Source organism: Gordonia sp. UBA7860, assembly GCF_002500165.1.
Lineage (GTDB): Bacteria > Actinomycetota > Actinomycetes > Mycobacteriales > Mycobacteriaceae > Gordonia > Gordonia sputi.
The window spans coordinates 13,499-27,211 of the sequence record NZ_DLSO01000117.1; the positions used below are offsets into that span (position 1 = coordinate 13,499).

The window sequence follows — 13,713 nt, forward strand, 5'->3', positions numbered from 1 at the left end:
CCGCGGTGCGCGTAACTTCACGGCTAGATCACGCGATGACTTTCACATGGTGAACTTTCGTGGAGGTTCCGCACTCGGACGCATGACCCATATGTATGGTGGGTCACAGCCGGAGTGCCGTCGGACATCAGCCGACAGTGACGCCCGGCGTTTCTGTGGAGGCAATGGAGTGTCGATGACGGGTCAGACTCGACTGGTGGGTGTCAGCGATCTCGGGAGGGTCCAAGATTGAGAGCGCCACACCCTTTTCGACGTCGTCGCGGCCCCAAGCGCACCCGACTCCCCGGACGAGCTCTCGCCGTCGGCGCGGGCGGTGCCCTCGTCGGTGTGATGGTGCTCGGAGCGGCGACGTCGAGCGCCCAGGGCGGGGTTCCGGTGGCGGTGCGCGCCGAGCCCGAGAAGCCGGTCGTGCTCGCGGCGGTCGCACCCGCAGAGCCGGTCGCGCTGCTGGGTTTCGCGCCCCCGCCGACCGTCTCGGCCAGTTCCGCCGCTGCGGCGACCGCAGCCGCCCCGCAGTATCGTCTCGCAGCTGACCTGCCATCGGGTCCGCTCGGCATACCAGGCGTCGTGCTCCAGGCCTACAAACTTGCCGCGAACCGCATCGGTACCGAGGAATCACAGTGCAAGCTCCCCTGGTTCCTGCTGGCGGGCATCGGCAGGATCGAGTCGAATCATGCGAGCAACGGCTCCGTCGACCAATACGGCAACACCATCAATCCCATTGAGGGCCCCGTACTCGACGGCTCTCTCGCAGGCAACGAGGTGATTCGTCACGAGGGCGGTTATGCACGCGCGATGGGACCAATGCAGTTCATTCCCAGTACGTGGGCCGCGTGGGGAGCCGACGGTAACGGCGACGGCAAGGCCGACCCGAACAACATCTTCGACGCCACCTATTCGGCCGGCCGCTACCTGTGCTCGGGTTTCACCGACATCATGACCGACAAGAACAAGGTCGCAGCGGTGTATCGGTACAACCACTCGATGGATTACGTGACCAATGTCTTGGCCTGGGCGGGGGCGTATGCGACCGGCGTGATGCCGACCAACCCCATTCCCGAGCCGAAGCGACCGTCCTCGTCCTCGTCGTCGAGTTCCAAGCCGTCGAAGCCTCCGAAGCCGGGCGAGCCGAGTTCACCCGACTCGTCGTCGGATTCGTCGACGCCGTCGACTCCGACAACGCCGTCGCAGCAGTGTCTTGGCGCGATCTGCCTGCCTCCGGGCATCACGATCCCCGGCCAGCCCGCGCCCAAGCCCGCACCCCAGCAGAACGCGCCGCGCAAGCCCGGACCAGCGACCACGAGCACCCCCGCACTGAAGATCTTGCCGGGGTAGGTGTGCCTCGAGGTTGTGACCCGATGGTCGGACCGGCCGCGTGATCGGTGTCCGGGTGAGCACCCCACCCGTTCTCTACCTGCGCTGATCGCGGCGCTAAGCTGGCGGAGATGACTACCGGAGTTCAGCCAACCGAATCCGCGATCCGCTCAGCGCTGAGCAAGGTCAACGATCCCGAGATCGGCAAGCCGATCACCGACCTGGGAATGCTCAAGTCGGTGCAGATCAACGACGACGCGAGCGTCGACGTCACCATCTATCTGACGACGTCGGGGTGTCCGATGCGCACCGAGATCTCGGGTCGCGTGGAGAAGGCCGTCGCCGACGTCCCCGGTGTCGGAACGATCCGCGTCGATCTCGACGTGATGGACGACGAACAGCGCACCGAGCTACGCAAGAAGCTCCGCGGCGACAAGGCCGAACCGGTCATCCCGTTCGCACAACCGGGTTCACTGACCAGGGTCTATGCCGTTGCGTCCGGCAAGGGCGGCGTCGGCAAGTCGTCGGTGACGGTCAACCTGGCCACCGCTCTTGCGCAGCGCGGCCTGTCCGTTGGCGTCCTCGACGCAGACATCTACGGCCATTCCGTCCCGCGCATGCTCGGTAGCGATGCGAAGCCGACGCAGGTCGAGAAGATGATCATGCCGCCGATGAGCCACGACGTGCGGTTCATCTCGATCGGGCAGTTCACCGACGGCAACACCCCCGTCACGTGGCGCGGACCGATGCTGCACCGTGCGTTGCAGCAGTTCCTCGCCGACGTCTACTGGGGAGATCTCGACGTACTCCTCCTCGACCTCCCACCCGGAACCGGCGACGTCGCGATCTCGATCGCACAGCTCATTCCCGGTGCGGAAATCCTCGTGGTGACCACCCCGCAGCAGGCCGCCGCCGAGGTCGCCGAACGCGCGGGCGCGATCGCACTGCAGACCAGGCAGAAGATCCTCGGCGTCGTCGAGAACATGTCGTGGCTGGAGCTGCCCGACGGAAGCCGGATGGAGCCCTTCGGCTCCGGCGGCGGCGAGAAGGTCGCCGAGCGGTTGACCCGTGCTGTCGGGTCGACCGTCGAATTGCTCGGCCAGGTGCCGCTGGAGACGGCTCTTCGCGAGGGCGGTGATTCCGGTGAGCCCGTGGTGCTTTCGGCGCCCGAGTCGGCATCGGGGCGGGCACTGCGCGCTATCGCGGACAAGCTCGCGGTGCGTCGACGTGGCCTCGCGGGGATGAGCCTCGGCATCGACACGACCCGACACGGCTGATGGCCACAACGCGTCACAACTGACGCGGTCCCGTGGCCGCGGGCAATCGGCAGGGATCGAAAGTCAGGTGGCGTCCCAGTCGGCGACGTCGTGCCGACGCGGGGTCTGGTCCGCGCTCGACGCACTCGTCGTCGAACTCGGAGCGTCCTTGGTCATGGGTACGGGCGCCGAGACCGGCTTGATCGGCGGCGTCTGCGAGTCACGCTCGACGGTGTTCGACGACGGCCCGCTGGTGAAGATCGACGAGTCGCCGTCGAAGAGATGCTTGGTGATCATCGACTGTGGAGTTAGTCCGCGTAGCTCGTTCAATTGCGACAACGGCTTACGCAGCTCGTCGAATTCGGGGCCGAAGTCGTTCTTCAGCTGGTCGGTGGCACCCGTCGCGTACTCGCGGGCCTTGCGCAGCGACTGCATCGTCCACGACACGGCTCCGGGTAGGCGCTCGGGGCCGAGAATGACCAACGCAGCGACGAGCAGCACGAGGATCTCACCCCAACCGATGCTGCTGAACATGGCACTTCCCTACTTCTGTCGCCGAAACGTCGCCGCTAGTCGCTGGCGGTGGTGATCGACCCGTTGAAGGTTCGACCATCACGCCAGTAGGTGAACGGCACCCGCTCACCGATCTTCGTCGTGCGCACCGCAACCGTCAATTCGTCGGCGCTTTCGATGCTGCGGCCGTTGAAGGAGGTGATGACGTCGTTCTCCTTGACGCCCGCCTGTGCGGCGGGTCCGTCGGCGACGACATTGCGCACACCTGCGCCGAGTACACGGTCGTTACGAACCGAGCTCGCGCTCACCCCGATCTGCGGATGGTTGACCTTGCCGTCGCGGATCAGTGACTGGGCGATGGGGATGGCCTGGCTGATGGGGATGGCGAAGCCGAGACCTATCGAGCCGCCGGCACCCGAGGCGATGGCGGTGTTGATGCCGACCACCTCCGCTGACTCGTTGACGAGCGGACCACCCGAGTTGCCCGGGTTGATCGCGGCATCGGTCTGGATCGCGTCGATCACCGCGTCGGTGTCCGACTCGGCGTCGGGTGGGAGTGGAACCGCGCGGTGCGTCGCGCTGACTATCCCGCTGGTGACAGTGCGGTCGAGTCCCAGCGGCGAGCCGAATGCGATGACCTCTTCGCCGATCTGCAGATTGTCGGAGTTGCCGATCTTGGCAACCGTCAGGTTGGCCACGTTGTCGACCTTGAGTACCGCGAGGTCGGTGTGGATGTCGCGCCCGACGATCCGGGCAGGCACACGGTTGCGATCGGAGAAAACAACCTCGAGCTTGGCGCTCCGGTCGTTCGCAGCCATCGAGATCACGTGGTTGTTGGTGAGGATGTAACCGGCGGAGTCGATCACGAAACCCGAACCGGTGCCGTACGCGCTCGCGGTCCGCACATCCACCGACACCACAGATTTCTCGACAGCCTTGGCGACGCGCGCGACGGCCGATTTCGGCTCTCCCCCACCGTCTCCGCCGTCACCCGTCGAGAGTTTCACCGTGTTGCTGTTCAGCGGCGCCGCGACCTCTGCGGTGAACCGGCCGATCAGGCCACCGACCAACCCGATCAGCAGTGCCAGCACGGCGAGGGTTGCGAGGGCGTACCACGTCACCCGCTTACCGAACAGCAGATCCTTGACGCCGAGCTTCGGACCGACGACGGTCGGTTGTCTCGCGGCCTCGTCGACGAGTGCCGGCGCGTCTAGGGTCGCAATGCTCTCCGGATCGCGCCACGGATCTGCGGGAGCGGGCTCGTCGGTCGAGACGCCGTACGCGGCGAGTGGATCGCGTTGCAGTGTCTCGTCGGAACCCTCCGGCCTGCCGAAAGCCTCGGCCAGCACCGGGTCGGGTGGCGCGATCTGCGGAGCGGGCCTCGACGACGACGGTGTTGTCGCGAAGGAACCACGTACGCCCGCGGGACGGCCGAAGACCTGCGCGGTCGCGGGAGACACCGGAACGTGTCGCTGCTGGCCACGAGCCGCAGCGCCGTCGCTGGTTTGCGCGTCGCCGGGCTGTGTATTGCCGGGCTGGGTATCGCCTCCCGTTGCAGCGGCGTTCTCTCGGCTGAACGGTGAATCGTCCGGCTGCGAACGGCGTTGACCGCCGTCCGATCCGCCGGCAGCGGTCTCGTCGATGTCGTCTGCTCCCACGCGTTGGTTACCGGTACTCAGCGCCCGCGCCAGCGGTTGCGGCGCCCGCGGGCGGGTTCACCGCTGACCGCGTCGATCGGCGCAGTGGCGGGGCGCGATGACTCGTGCCTGAAGTCAGCCTGTGCATTCACCGGTGGCAGGCCCGATGCTGCGAGTGGTCCCGGGGTGGCACAGGGCCCGCGGAAACGTCCATCCGGAAACGGGCTCGCATGCAAGTTGTTGGGACCGAGCGTGCCGGCACTGCGACCCTGTTCGCGGCGGTTCTGTTCGCGACGACCCTCTTCTCGGGGGCCCTGTTCGCGATGACTCTGCTCCCTGCGGCCATGTTCACGGCGGTCACGCACACCTGTCATGTCGATCTCACGCGTGGGGATCTGGCTCAGCTGGCCGAGCAGATCCGCGGGCATGGCCACGGTGCCGGAATCACGCAGCCGGGTACGGGCATCGAGCTGTGCGTCGACGGCATCCATGCATTCACGGCACAGCGCGAGGTGATGGGTCGCCCGCACATGCGCGGTCATGCCCAGCTCGCCGTCGACAAATGCCGCGACTGCCTCGGGTGCGAGATGCTCGGTTGATGCGAATCGACGTGGGCGGGGGCGTCGGAAAGCGGGGTTGGGCGCGAAGGACGACGTCGCCGGCGACCACGTGGCGGGGTTCCACGGAGAACGTCTCCGGCCCCGCATGCCCGGCGATGCAACCACACCGTCGGCGTGCCCCGCGGTGTCGACATGAGGTGCCCCATCAGCAAACGCCCCATCAGCAAACCCATCGTCCGCAGGCGCGCCGGTGGCAGGCGGGCTGTTGTCGACGTGCGCTCGTTTGTCGGCGTCCGCTGCGGAATCTCGTCGATCCCGTCGGCCGTCCATCATGTGTGATTCACCCCTCTTCACAGGTCGGTCTCCGTGGGCGAACCGGTCGGGTCCGCGAGACGGAGGGCGCTGCGTGCCCGTGCTGGCACCACAGCCTATCCGAATCCCAAACGGCACGACGGTGCCCGGGGTTCCCGAACGGGTGAAAACGTCAGCTTCCGACGGCTACCGAACGTCGATTGTCGTGGCCACGAGCCGCGAGGTGATCACGGATCGTCTGCCTTCCCCGGTGGATACGACTGCGCACGGTACCGAGCTTGACGCCGAGCGTCGCGGCAATCTCCTCATAGGACAGTCCCTCGATATCGCAGAGGACGACGGCGGCACGGAAATCCGGGGTCAGCGAGTCCAGCGCTGCCTGGAGGTCGGGGTCGAGATTCGCGTCGGCGTAGATCTGTTGGGGATCGGGTGTGTCGCCGGGGACCCGGTCGTACTCCTCGGGCAGCGCCTCCATACGGATCTTGTTGCGACGACGAACCATGTCGAGGAAGAGGTTGGTGGTGATGCGGTGCAGCCAGCCCTCGAACGTGCCCGGCCGGTAATTCGACAGCGACCGGAACACCCTGATGAAGGTTTCCTGCGTCAGATCCTCGGCGTCGTGCTGATTGCCCGACAGGCGGTAGGCCAGCCGGTACACGCGGTCAGCGTGCTCACGGACCAACTCATCCCACGTCGGCATCAAGAACTCGTCGCCGGTCGCGTCGAAGCCTGCGGTCCCCGAGGGGATGACGTCGATCGCCTCGACTCCCGTATTCAGTTCTGCGGTGGTGGACGCCTGGGGATCAGTCATCGCGTGTGGCCGGTTCCCTTCTTTGACTGTCGAGCGGCGCAAGTCCGATTCGACACGAATTCGCTATCTTGAACACCTGCGCATCGCCGGCTATTCCGACCACCGCGCCCGTGCTGTTGTCTCACCTTCTCCCATCGCGGTGTGGTCGCAGTGTGAGGCGGCTGAGGTTTCACTGAGTAAGTCTTCGCTGAGACGTGCTGGCCGAATAGGTCTTCACTGCCGAGCACGTCGTCACAGAAGTAGGTCGGAGCCCGCGACGATTCGGATGGGTCGAGTTTGCGGCGCGTCGACCTCCGTGAACACCGAATCGGGCGTGCCACTGACATCGAGGGCGGTGCGCGGCCTAATCTCATGGAATGACCGATGCACCCACCGGTACCGACGCCGCTGCCGCGGCCCTGATCGACTACGCCGAATCGGCGATCGTCGAAGACGACGCGCTGGCCGCCGCGCGGGCACGCGCAGATGAACTGGGGACCGATCCCGTCAGCCCGGCGGTGGGTGCACTACTGGCGCTGCTGGCTCGCTCGTGCGACGCACACGCCGTCGCCGAGATCGGGACCGGTACGGGTGTCAGCGGCCTCTGGCTTCTCAACGGGATGTCGGGCGACGGGGTCCTCACCACCATCGACCCAGAACCCGAACACCACCGGGCAGCGCGCGCGTCGTTCGCAGGCGCCGACATCCCGCCCGGCAGGACCCGGCTGATCAACGGCACTCCGCGTGAGGTGTTGCCGCGGCTGTCCGACGGCTCCTACGACCTCGTCTTCATCGACGGTCCGCTGATCGACCTCCCGACCTTCGTCGACGAGGCCGTCCGGATGTTGCGACCGGGCGGCGTGGTCGTCGTACACAACGCCACAGCGTCGGGAGCGGTCGGCGACCCGACGCGCACCGACCCGGTGACAAGCGCAGCACGAGCCGCCGCGTTGCGGATCGCCGACGACGACCAGTTGCTGCCCGTCGTCGTTCCCCTCGGAGGCGGCGTACTCGCAGCGGCGAAAGCCCGCTGACAGGTACTTGCGCAGCGGCGAAAGCCACTGACGAACTCGACGGACTCTCAGACGTCGGTGGAGAAGCGGACGCCGCCGTCGGGTAGTTGCACTCCCGGCCACACGCGCGCGCCGCGCAGTAGTTCACACCGCGCGCCGACCTCTGCGCCGTCGCCGATGACGGTGTCGCGGATGAGCGCACGCGGGCCGATACGCGCACCCTTGCCGACGATGCTGCGCTCGACGACCGCACCCGCTTCGACGACCGAGCCGTCGAACAGCACCGCGCCGTCGAGTCGGGCACGTGGGCCGACCTCGCAGCCGCGACCCACGACGGTTCCGCCGACGAGGACGGCGCCGGGCGCAACGCCGGCGCCCTCGTGGACCAACGACTCACCGTGACGGTCCCCCAGAGCAGGCGAGGGCGCGATCCCGCGCACGAGATCGGCCGAGCCGCGCACGAAGTCCTCCGGCGTACCCATGTCACGCCAGTAGGTGTTGTCCACGTAGGCCTGGACGCGCTTGCCTTCGGCCAGCAGGCGCGGGAACACCTCGCGTTCCACAGACACCTCGCGGCCTGCGGGGATCTGCTCGATGACCTCGCGGCGGAACACATAGGTGCCCGCGTTGATCTGATCGGTGGGCGGGTCCTGGGTCTTCTCCAGGAACGCCGTGACCCTTCCGCTCTCGTCGGTGGGCACGGAGCCGTATGCACGCGGATCACCGACGCGCACGAGATGCAGCGTGACGTCGGCCTCGGTGCTCTGGTGTGTCGCGACGACCTGGCTGATGTCGGTTCCGCTGAGCACGTCGCCGTTGAACACCACGATGTCCTGGGCGGTGAGCAGATCGAGCACATTGCGGATGCCACCACCGGTGCCCAGCGGCTCGTCCTCGGTCACGTAGCGAAGGCTCAGATCGAGCTTCGAGCCATCGCCGTAGTACTCCGAGAACACACTCGCCTTGAAGGAGGTGCTGAGTACGACGTCGGTGATTCCTGCAGCGCGAATTCGCGACAGCATATGGGTGAGGAAGGGCAGCCCGGCAACGGGCAGCATCGGTTTGGGCGCCGACAGCGTCAGCGGGCGCAGCCGTGTGCCCTTGCCGCCGACGAGGATCACCGCCTGGGTCTTCGACATGTCGACGTCGGCACTGGGCGCGGAAGTCGACGTGGCCGTGCTCGGCACGGTGAATCCGGTCACTGGTCGTGTCCTCTCGGGTGGGTCGAATCATCATCATCATCGATCAGGGCGCGCCCCGCAGCGCGGACTGCGAGGCGAGAGCGAAGAGCGAGTCCGAGCCGAAGCGCAAGGCGCAATGGTGCGCGCAGCAGTCCCGGATTGCGATCAGCCTGGAACATGTACGCGCTGCGATGGTGTGCGGGCAGCATCGCGCCGGGGTCGCGACCTGCGCTATGGCCCTTGGTGTGAGTGACCTCGGCGCCCGGAACGTACAGGTTGAGCCATCCGGCTTTGCCGAGCCGATCACCGAGGTCGACGTCTTCCATGTACATGAAGTACCGCTCGTCGAAGCCGCCGATCGCCTCGAACGCCTCGCGGCGCACCAGCAGGCACGATCCCGACAGCCAGCCGACGGGCCGTTCGCTCGGCGCGACGTCATCGGCGCGGTAGGCCGCCGTCCACGGATTCGACTTCCACACGGTCCCGAGCAGTGCGTGACCGGTTCCGGAGACCAGGCTCGGGACGCTGCGTGCCGATGGGTACACCGAACCGTCCGGTTCGTAGATCAGGGGCCCCAGCGCGCCGGCCCGCGGCCACCGTGCGGCGGCTGCGACCAATTCGTCGATCGCACCCGGCGACCACTCGACGTCGGGGTTTGCGATCACGATGAAGTCAACGTCGGCGCCGAGCTCGGCAACCGCCCTGTTGATGCCTCCGCCGTAGCCGATATTGCCGCCGGTGTGCACCAACGTCACGTTGTCGTGGTCTCGTGCGGCAGCCTCGGGCGCGCCGTCGCCGGAGCCGTTGTCGGCGATGATGACGCGGGGCACAGCAGAGGTCGCGTGGTCGAGACTCTTCAAGAAGGTCTCCACGTGGCCGCCGGACCAATAGGTCACCGTCACGACACCGAGGGCAGAAGTCACCCGGTCAGGGTAACCAACGGCAGGCAGGATCCCCGACGTCCCTCCCGGGTGCGTCCTCCCACGTTCGTCACAGCCGTCTGCGGATCAGCGGAGCCTCACTCGCCGCTGACGCCGGGTTCCGAGATCGCCGCGGCCAGCGCATCCCGCCACCCCCGCAGCGGAGTCAGCCCCGCGCCTGCCCACGACGACGCGTCGAGGACCGAATATGCCGGCCGCGGTGCGGGCCGCGGGAACTCGTCTGTGGTCACGGGCGATACCCGCGCCGGATCGGCGCCCACTTCCGCGAAGACGGCCTGCGCGACGTCGAACCACGTGGCGGCACCCGTGTTGGTGGCGTGCAGCACTGCCCCGGTCACGGCGTCGTCGCCGACGCGTGCCGCCAATTCCCACAGGCCGTCGGCGAGGTCACGCGCGTAGGTCGGTGAGCCCGTCTGGTCGTCGACGACGGTGATCGCATCGCGAGTCGCCTCGAGACGCCGCATCGTGCCGACGAAGTCGGGGCTGTCGCGGCCTCCTGTGTACACCCAGGCGGTGCGGACGATCGTGGCGGTCGGATCGGCGGCTCGCGCAGCACGCTCGCCCTCGAGTTTGGTTGCGCCGTACACGGTTTCGGGAGCGGGACCGTCGTCGATCATGATCGCTTCGTATGGCGTGGTCCGCGGCGCGGGCCGCGTCTCGCCCTCGCGTGGGCTGCCGGCGGCAGCCCCACCGAAGACGTAGTCGGTGGAGATGTGGATCAGCCACGCGCCGGTTCCGGCGGTCTGCGTCGCCAGATTTGCCGGGCCGCTGGCGTTGACCGCGGCGGCACGTTCGCGATCGGACTCCGCGGCGTCGACGTTGGTGTAGGCCGCGCAGTTGACCACGACGTCCCCGACGTCGAGGTCGGCGAGTGCCCGCCCGACGGACGCGGCGTCGGAGATGTCGATGTCGCGCGACGTCAGCGCCCGCACGTGCGGCGGTCGGTGCGCGGAATCGAGCAGCGCCGCGCCGAGCTGACCGCCCGCTCCGACGATCCACACCGTGCGCGCTTTCGGTGCGCTGCCGCTGTCCGATGGTTTCGTACCGACGTCGTCACCACTGTGCATGGCCTCATCGTGCCGCACTGATCCCAGCCTCGCGCACGTGACCTGACACACGGGGTGTGGATCGTCACGTCACGCGGACCTCCGACGACGAGATCGCGTCGGCGTTGCAACCGCGATATTGGGCGCCACTTCAGTAGCCTGACGTCAGTACAACAACTTCAGTAACGTCAACCTCTTGAATAACGGCATTCACATGCGTCCCGTGGGGAACGGGACGCGATCCCCTGAGCCGGGAGCCGAACGCCGGATTCGACGATCGCAAAGGACCTGACCACTCGTGGAGTCACGACCCGAAGGCGCGCGTCGGCGGCCCAGCGGCCCTCGACGCCCAACCTCGGACGCGCACGACGAGTCCCGGGCGGCCCATCCCCGACGCCCAGCCCAGGACGCGCACGACGAGCAACGCGCGACCCGCCCGAAACGACCCCGCCCCGACGGCGCGCCATCAGACGCGCCGCGGCGCGAAGGCACCGGAGAACCGCGCCGACGGAGTACCGGCCAGCGGAGTGCGGGCCAGCGGAGTGCGGGCCAGCGAACTTCGGAGCGTCAGCGGACCGGCGAGCGTCGGGGCAATCCCGAGGCGTCTCGTCGACAAGGTCCCGACGGACAGCGCCCGCGTACGCCGCAACCGCCTCGGCAAGCACCGACCTCACGCCGGTCCGCCGCGGCCGCTGACAAGGTCGGCGCACCCGCGGAGCCAGGCGTGAAGCGAAGGCCCCGACAGCGTCGCTCCGGAGAGATTCACACCAAGAGCTCGGCCACCCCCAACTCGAGCCCCACCACACCGGCCCAGAAGACTCCCGACAAGAAGATCCCGAACCAGGATCCACCTACGCCCGCCCGCGGAACCCTCGCGGCCGTCGGCGGATTCGGACGCAAAGCCTGGGGGCGCGGACTGATCGCGCTGGTCTCGGTCGCCGTGCTGGTCTGCACCGGGTACGCGTGGAGCAGCGTCAACGGACTGACGTCGAAGATCACCCAGCTCGGGGGCCTCGGTCTCGGCGGAGGCGACGATGGCGCAACCGACATCTTGCTCGTCGGCACCGATTCCCGCACGGACGCCAAGGGAAACCCGCTGTCGTCGGAGGAACTCAAGTGGCTGCGGGCAGGCGACGACATCTCCACCAACACCGACACCATCCTGCTCATTCGCATCCCCAACGACGGATCGTCGGCCACGGCCATCTCGATCCCACGCGACTCGTACGTGTCGGTCCCCGGCATCGGGATGTCGAAGATCAACGCCGCGTACGGCACCACCCGTGAGGGTGCGCGTCAACGAGCGGTCGAAGCGGGCAAGCCGGAAGAGGACGCCGAGCGCGAGGGCACCCTCGCGGGCCGCAAGGCGCTCATCGACACGGTTGCCGACCTCACCGGCGTCAAGGTCGACCACTACGCCGAGGTCGGATTGCTCGGCTTCGCGTTGCTGACCAAGGCGGTCGGTGGTGTCGAGGTATGCCTCAAAGATGCTGTGAACGAACCGCTTTCGGGTGCGCGTTTCAAGGCCGGACGCCAAACCCTCAATGGCCCACAGGCATTGAGCTTCGTCCGCCAACGCCACGAGCTCCCCCGCGGTGATCTCGACCGCATCACCCGCCAGCAGGTCTACATGGCGTCGCTGACGCAGAAGATCCTCTCGGCGCACACCCTCACCGATCCGTCGAAGTTGGACGACCTCGAGAACGCCGTGTCGCGCTCCGTGGTGATCGACGACGACTGGAACGTCGTGCAATTCGCCGAGCAGCTCAAGGATCTCAGCGGCGGGCGCGTCAAGTTCGCGACCATTCCCGTGCTCGACGAGCAGGGCTGGAGCGAAGACGGACAGCAGAGCGTCGTGACGGTCGACCCCAATGCCGTGCACACCTTCACCAGCAATCTGCTCAACGACGGTGCGTCCAAGTCGCAATCACGACGCGGCGACTACACCGTCGACGTCGACAACGCGGGCACCATCGACGGACTGGCAAGCAATGTCTCGAACATCTTGACCAACAAGGGATTCCAAGCGGGCAAGACCAGCAGCACGCCCGCCGACATCAAGGACTCGGTGATCTACGCACACAGCGCCGACAACCCCGGCGCGCAGTTGCTCGCGAAGGATCTGCGTGCGGTGCGCGTCGAGGCGCAACCAGACCTCGACGATCATCACCTGAAGTTGTTGCTCACCAACACCTTTGCCGGTCCGGGATCGATCAACGACACCGGACCACAGACCAACAACACACCCGCAAGCGAGCGGGTGGGCAACAACGCCCCACCGATCACCGCGGGTACCAACGGACCGGTGTGTGTGAACTGATGGAATGTGGGAACCGATGACCGACGACACGCTGACCACCTCGCTGCTCGGGCGTATCAACGACTGGGCCCGCCCACTGCTCACCTACTACGACGACCACACCGGCGAACGCACCGAGTTGTCGGGTGCGACGCTGGGCAACTGGGCGGCGAAGACCGCCAACTATCTCGTCGTCGAACTCGGTCTCGCACCCGGCGACGACGTCGTCGTCGATCTGCCCGAACACTGGCAGAGCGCCGCAATCCTGTTGGGCGCGTGGTGGGCAGGCGCGCATGTGCATGTCACTACCGAGGTCGACGCTCCGCGGGTCGCGTTCACCAGCGCCGCGGGAATCGACGAGCACCCCGACGCCGCCGAACTCGTCGTCGCCTCGCTCGATCCGTTCGCGCTCGGCGTCGGCGACCTTCCACCGGGGGTCACCGACTATGCGTCGGCGGTCCGAGTGCACGGCGATCAGTACTCGCCGCCTCGATATTCGGGGCCTGCGCTCGACGGCGCCCCTGCGGCCGACATCCTTGCCACCGCATCGGCCACAGCGTCCGCCGACGGGGTCTCCGCACACAGCCGGGTGCTCTCGATACGTCAATGGCGCACGGGTGCAGGCATTCTGGGCAACGTCATCGCGCCGTTGAGCGTCGGGGCCAGTCTCGTGTGGGTCTCCCCGACCCCCGACACCGACCTTGCAGCGCGTGCGGCCTCCGAGCGCGCCGACGTCGTTCTCGACTGACGACGACGCCCGTCGAGGTGAACACTTGTTCCGGAGTGGTTCACGGCGGGGGCCTCATGCGGCAGAGTGGGCCGTATGCAGCTACCCGACTGGTTGGCCCGCG

General features: G+C 67.3%; 12 protein-coding genes and 1 pseudogene. 6 read left to right on the forward strand and 7 right to left on the reverse strand.

The features are described 5' to 3' along the window. Positions 1–228: 228 nt before the first annotated feature. Together B3T59_RS14435 and B3T59_RS14440 are read left to right on the forward strand one after the other, a co-directional pair. Positions 229–1,335 carry a lytic transglycosylase domain-containing protein gene (locus B3T59_RS14435; protein WP_287003930.1) on the forward strand — a complete coding sequence of 369 codons (1,107 nt, stop codon included), beginning with the start codon at positions 229–231 and terminating at the stop codon, positions 1,333–1,335. Between the two features lie 110 nt (positions 1,336–1,445). Further along, positions 1,446–2,591, forward strand: a complete 1,146-nt coding sequence (locus tag B3T59_RS14440) for an Mrp/NBP35 family ATP-binding protein (protein WP_287003931.1) — start codon at positions 1,446–1,448, stop codon at positions 2,589–2,591. A gap of 63 nt (positions 2,592–2,654) precedes the next feature. On the opposite strand, the gene tatB is transcribed toward B3T59_RS14440, so the two are convergent. From tatB to B3T59_RS14455, 3 genes and pseudogenes are all read right to left on the reverse strand, one after another. Beyond that, positions 2,655–3,104 (reverse strand): Sec-independent protein translocase protein TatB, encoded by a 450-nt coding sequence (gene tatB / locus B3T59_RS14445; protein WP_287003932.1) that lies wholly within the window; start codon positions 3,102–3,104, stop codon positions 2,655–2,657. Positions 3,105–3,139: 35 nt separating this feature from the next. Continuing rightward, positions 3,140–4,741 carry a trypsin-like peptidase domain-containing protein gene (locus B3T59_RS14450; protein ID WP_287003933.1) on the reverse strand — a complete coding sequence of 534 codons (1,602 nt, stop codon included), beginning with the start codon at positions 4,739–4,741 and terminating at the stop codon, positions 3,140–3,142. Between the two features lie 350 nt (positions 4,742–5,091). Next, positions 5,092–5,445 (reverse strand): annotated as a pseudogene (locus tag B3T59_RS14455) (hypothetical protein); the annotation flags it as partial. A gap of 27 nt (positions 5,446–5,472) precedes the next feature. Between B3T59_RS14455 and B3T59_RS14460 the strand changes: the two are divergent. After that, positions 5,473–5,619: a hypothetical protein gene (locus B3T59_RS14460; RefSeq protein ID WP_156527350.1), complete on the forward strand. Its 147-nt coding sequence runs from the start codon at positions 5,473–5,475 to the stop codon at positions 5,617–5,619. A 145-nt stretch (positions 5,620–5,764) separates the two neighbouring features. On the opposite strand, the gene sigE is transcribed toward B3T59_RS14460, so the two are convergent. Continuing rightward, positions 5,765–6,403 (reverse strand): RNA polymerase sigma factor SigE, encoded by a 639-nt coding sequence (gene sigE, locus B3T59_RS14465; protein WP_064868460.1) that lies wholly within the window; start codon positions 6,401–6,403, stop codon positions 5,765–5,767. A 356-nt stretch (positions 6,404–6,759) separates the two neighbouring features. On the opposite strand from sigE, the gene B3T59_RS14470 reads away from it, so the two are divergent. Continuing rightward, positions 6,760–7,416, forward strand: a complete 657-nt coding sequence (locus tag B3T59_RS14470) for an O-methyltransferase (protein WP_064903411.1) — start codon at positions 6,760–6,762, stop codon at positions 7,414–7,416. Between the two features lie 47 nt (positions 7,417–7,463). On the opposite strand, the gene B3T59_RS14475 is transcribed toward B3T59_RS14470, so the two are convergent. The 3 genes from B3T59_RS14475 to rfbD form a co-directional block, all read right to left on the reverse strand. Beyond that, positions 7,464–8,534, reverse strand: a complete 1,071-nt coding sequence (locus tag B3T59_RS14475; protein WP_231894533.1) for a sugar phosphate nucleotidyltransferase — start codon at positions 8,532–8,534, stop codon at positions 7,464–7,466. A gap of 59 nt (positions 8,535–8,593) precedes the next feature. Next, positions 8,594–9,499: a glycosyltransferase family 2 protein gene (locus B3T59_RS14480; RefSeq protein WP_197501295.1), complete on the reverse strand. Its 906-nt coding sequence runs from the start codon at positions 9,497–9,499 to the stop codon at positions 8,594–8,596. 95 nt (positions 9,500–9,594) lie between these two features. Further along, a complete protein-coding gene (gene rfbD / locus B3T59_RS14485) occupies positions 9,595–10,584 on the reverse strand; it encodes a dTDP-4-dehydrorhamnose reductase (RefSeq protein WP_287003935.1) in 990 nt (329 codons plus the stop codon). Positions 10,585–11,287: 703 nt separating this feature from the next. Here rfbD and B3T59_RS14490 point away from each other — a divergent pair. Further along, on the forward strand, positions 11,288–12,883 hold the full coding sequence (locus B3T59_RS14490) for an LCP family protein (protein ID WP_287003936.1): 1,596 nt from the start codon (positions 11,288–11,290) through the stop codon (positions 12,881–12,883). Between the two features lie 16 nt (positions 12,884–12,899). Then, positions 12,900–13,610 carry a TIGR03089 family protein gene (locus B3T59_RS14495; RefSeq protein WP_287003937.1) on the forward strand — a complete coding sequence of 237 codons (711 nt, stop codon included), beginning with the start codon at positions 12,900–12,902 and terminating at the stop codon, positions 13,608–13,610. The last annotated feature ends 103 nt before the right edge of the window (positions 13,611–13,713 follow it).

Excerpts from the sequence above, each read along its gene's own strand:
- rfbD (WP_287003935.1), bottom strand. The coding sequence starts at position 10,584 with ATGCACAGTGGTGACGACGTCGGTACGAAACCATCGGACAGCGGCAGC.
- B3T59_RS14440 (WP_287003931.1), top strand. The coding sequence starts at position 1,446 with ATGACTACCGGAGTTCAGCCAACCGAATCCGCGATCCGCTCAGCGCTG.
- sigE (WP_064868460.1), bottom strand. The coding sequence starts at position 6,403 with ATGACTGATCCCCAGGCGTCCACCACCGCAGAACTGAATACGGGAGTC.
- B3T59_RS14470 (WP_064903411.1), top strand. The coding sequence starts at position 6,760 with ATGACCGATGCACCCACCGGTACCGACGCCGCTGCCGCGGCCCTGATC.
- B3T59_RS14475 (WP_231894533.1), bottom strand. The coding sequence starts at position 8,534 with ATGTCGAAGACCCAGGCGGTGATCCTCGTCGGCGGCAAGGGCACACGG.
- B3T59_RS14460 (WP_156527350.1), top strand. The coding sequence starts at position 5,473 with ATGAGGTGCCCCATCAGCAAACGCCCCATCAGCAAACCCATCGTCCGC.
- B3T59_RS14495 (WP_287003937.1), top strand. The coding sequence starts at position 12,900 with ATGACCGACGACACGCTGACCACCTCGCTGCTCGGGCGTATCAACGAC.
- tatB (WP_287003932.1), bottom strand. The coding sequence starts at position 3,104 with ATGTTCAGCAGCATCGGTTGGGGTGAGATCCTCGTGCTGCTCGTCGCT.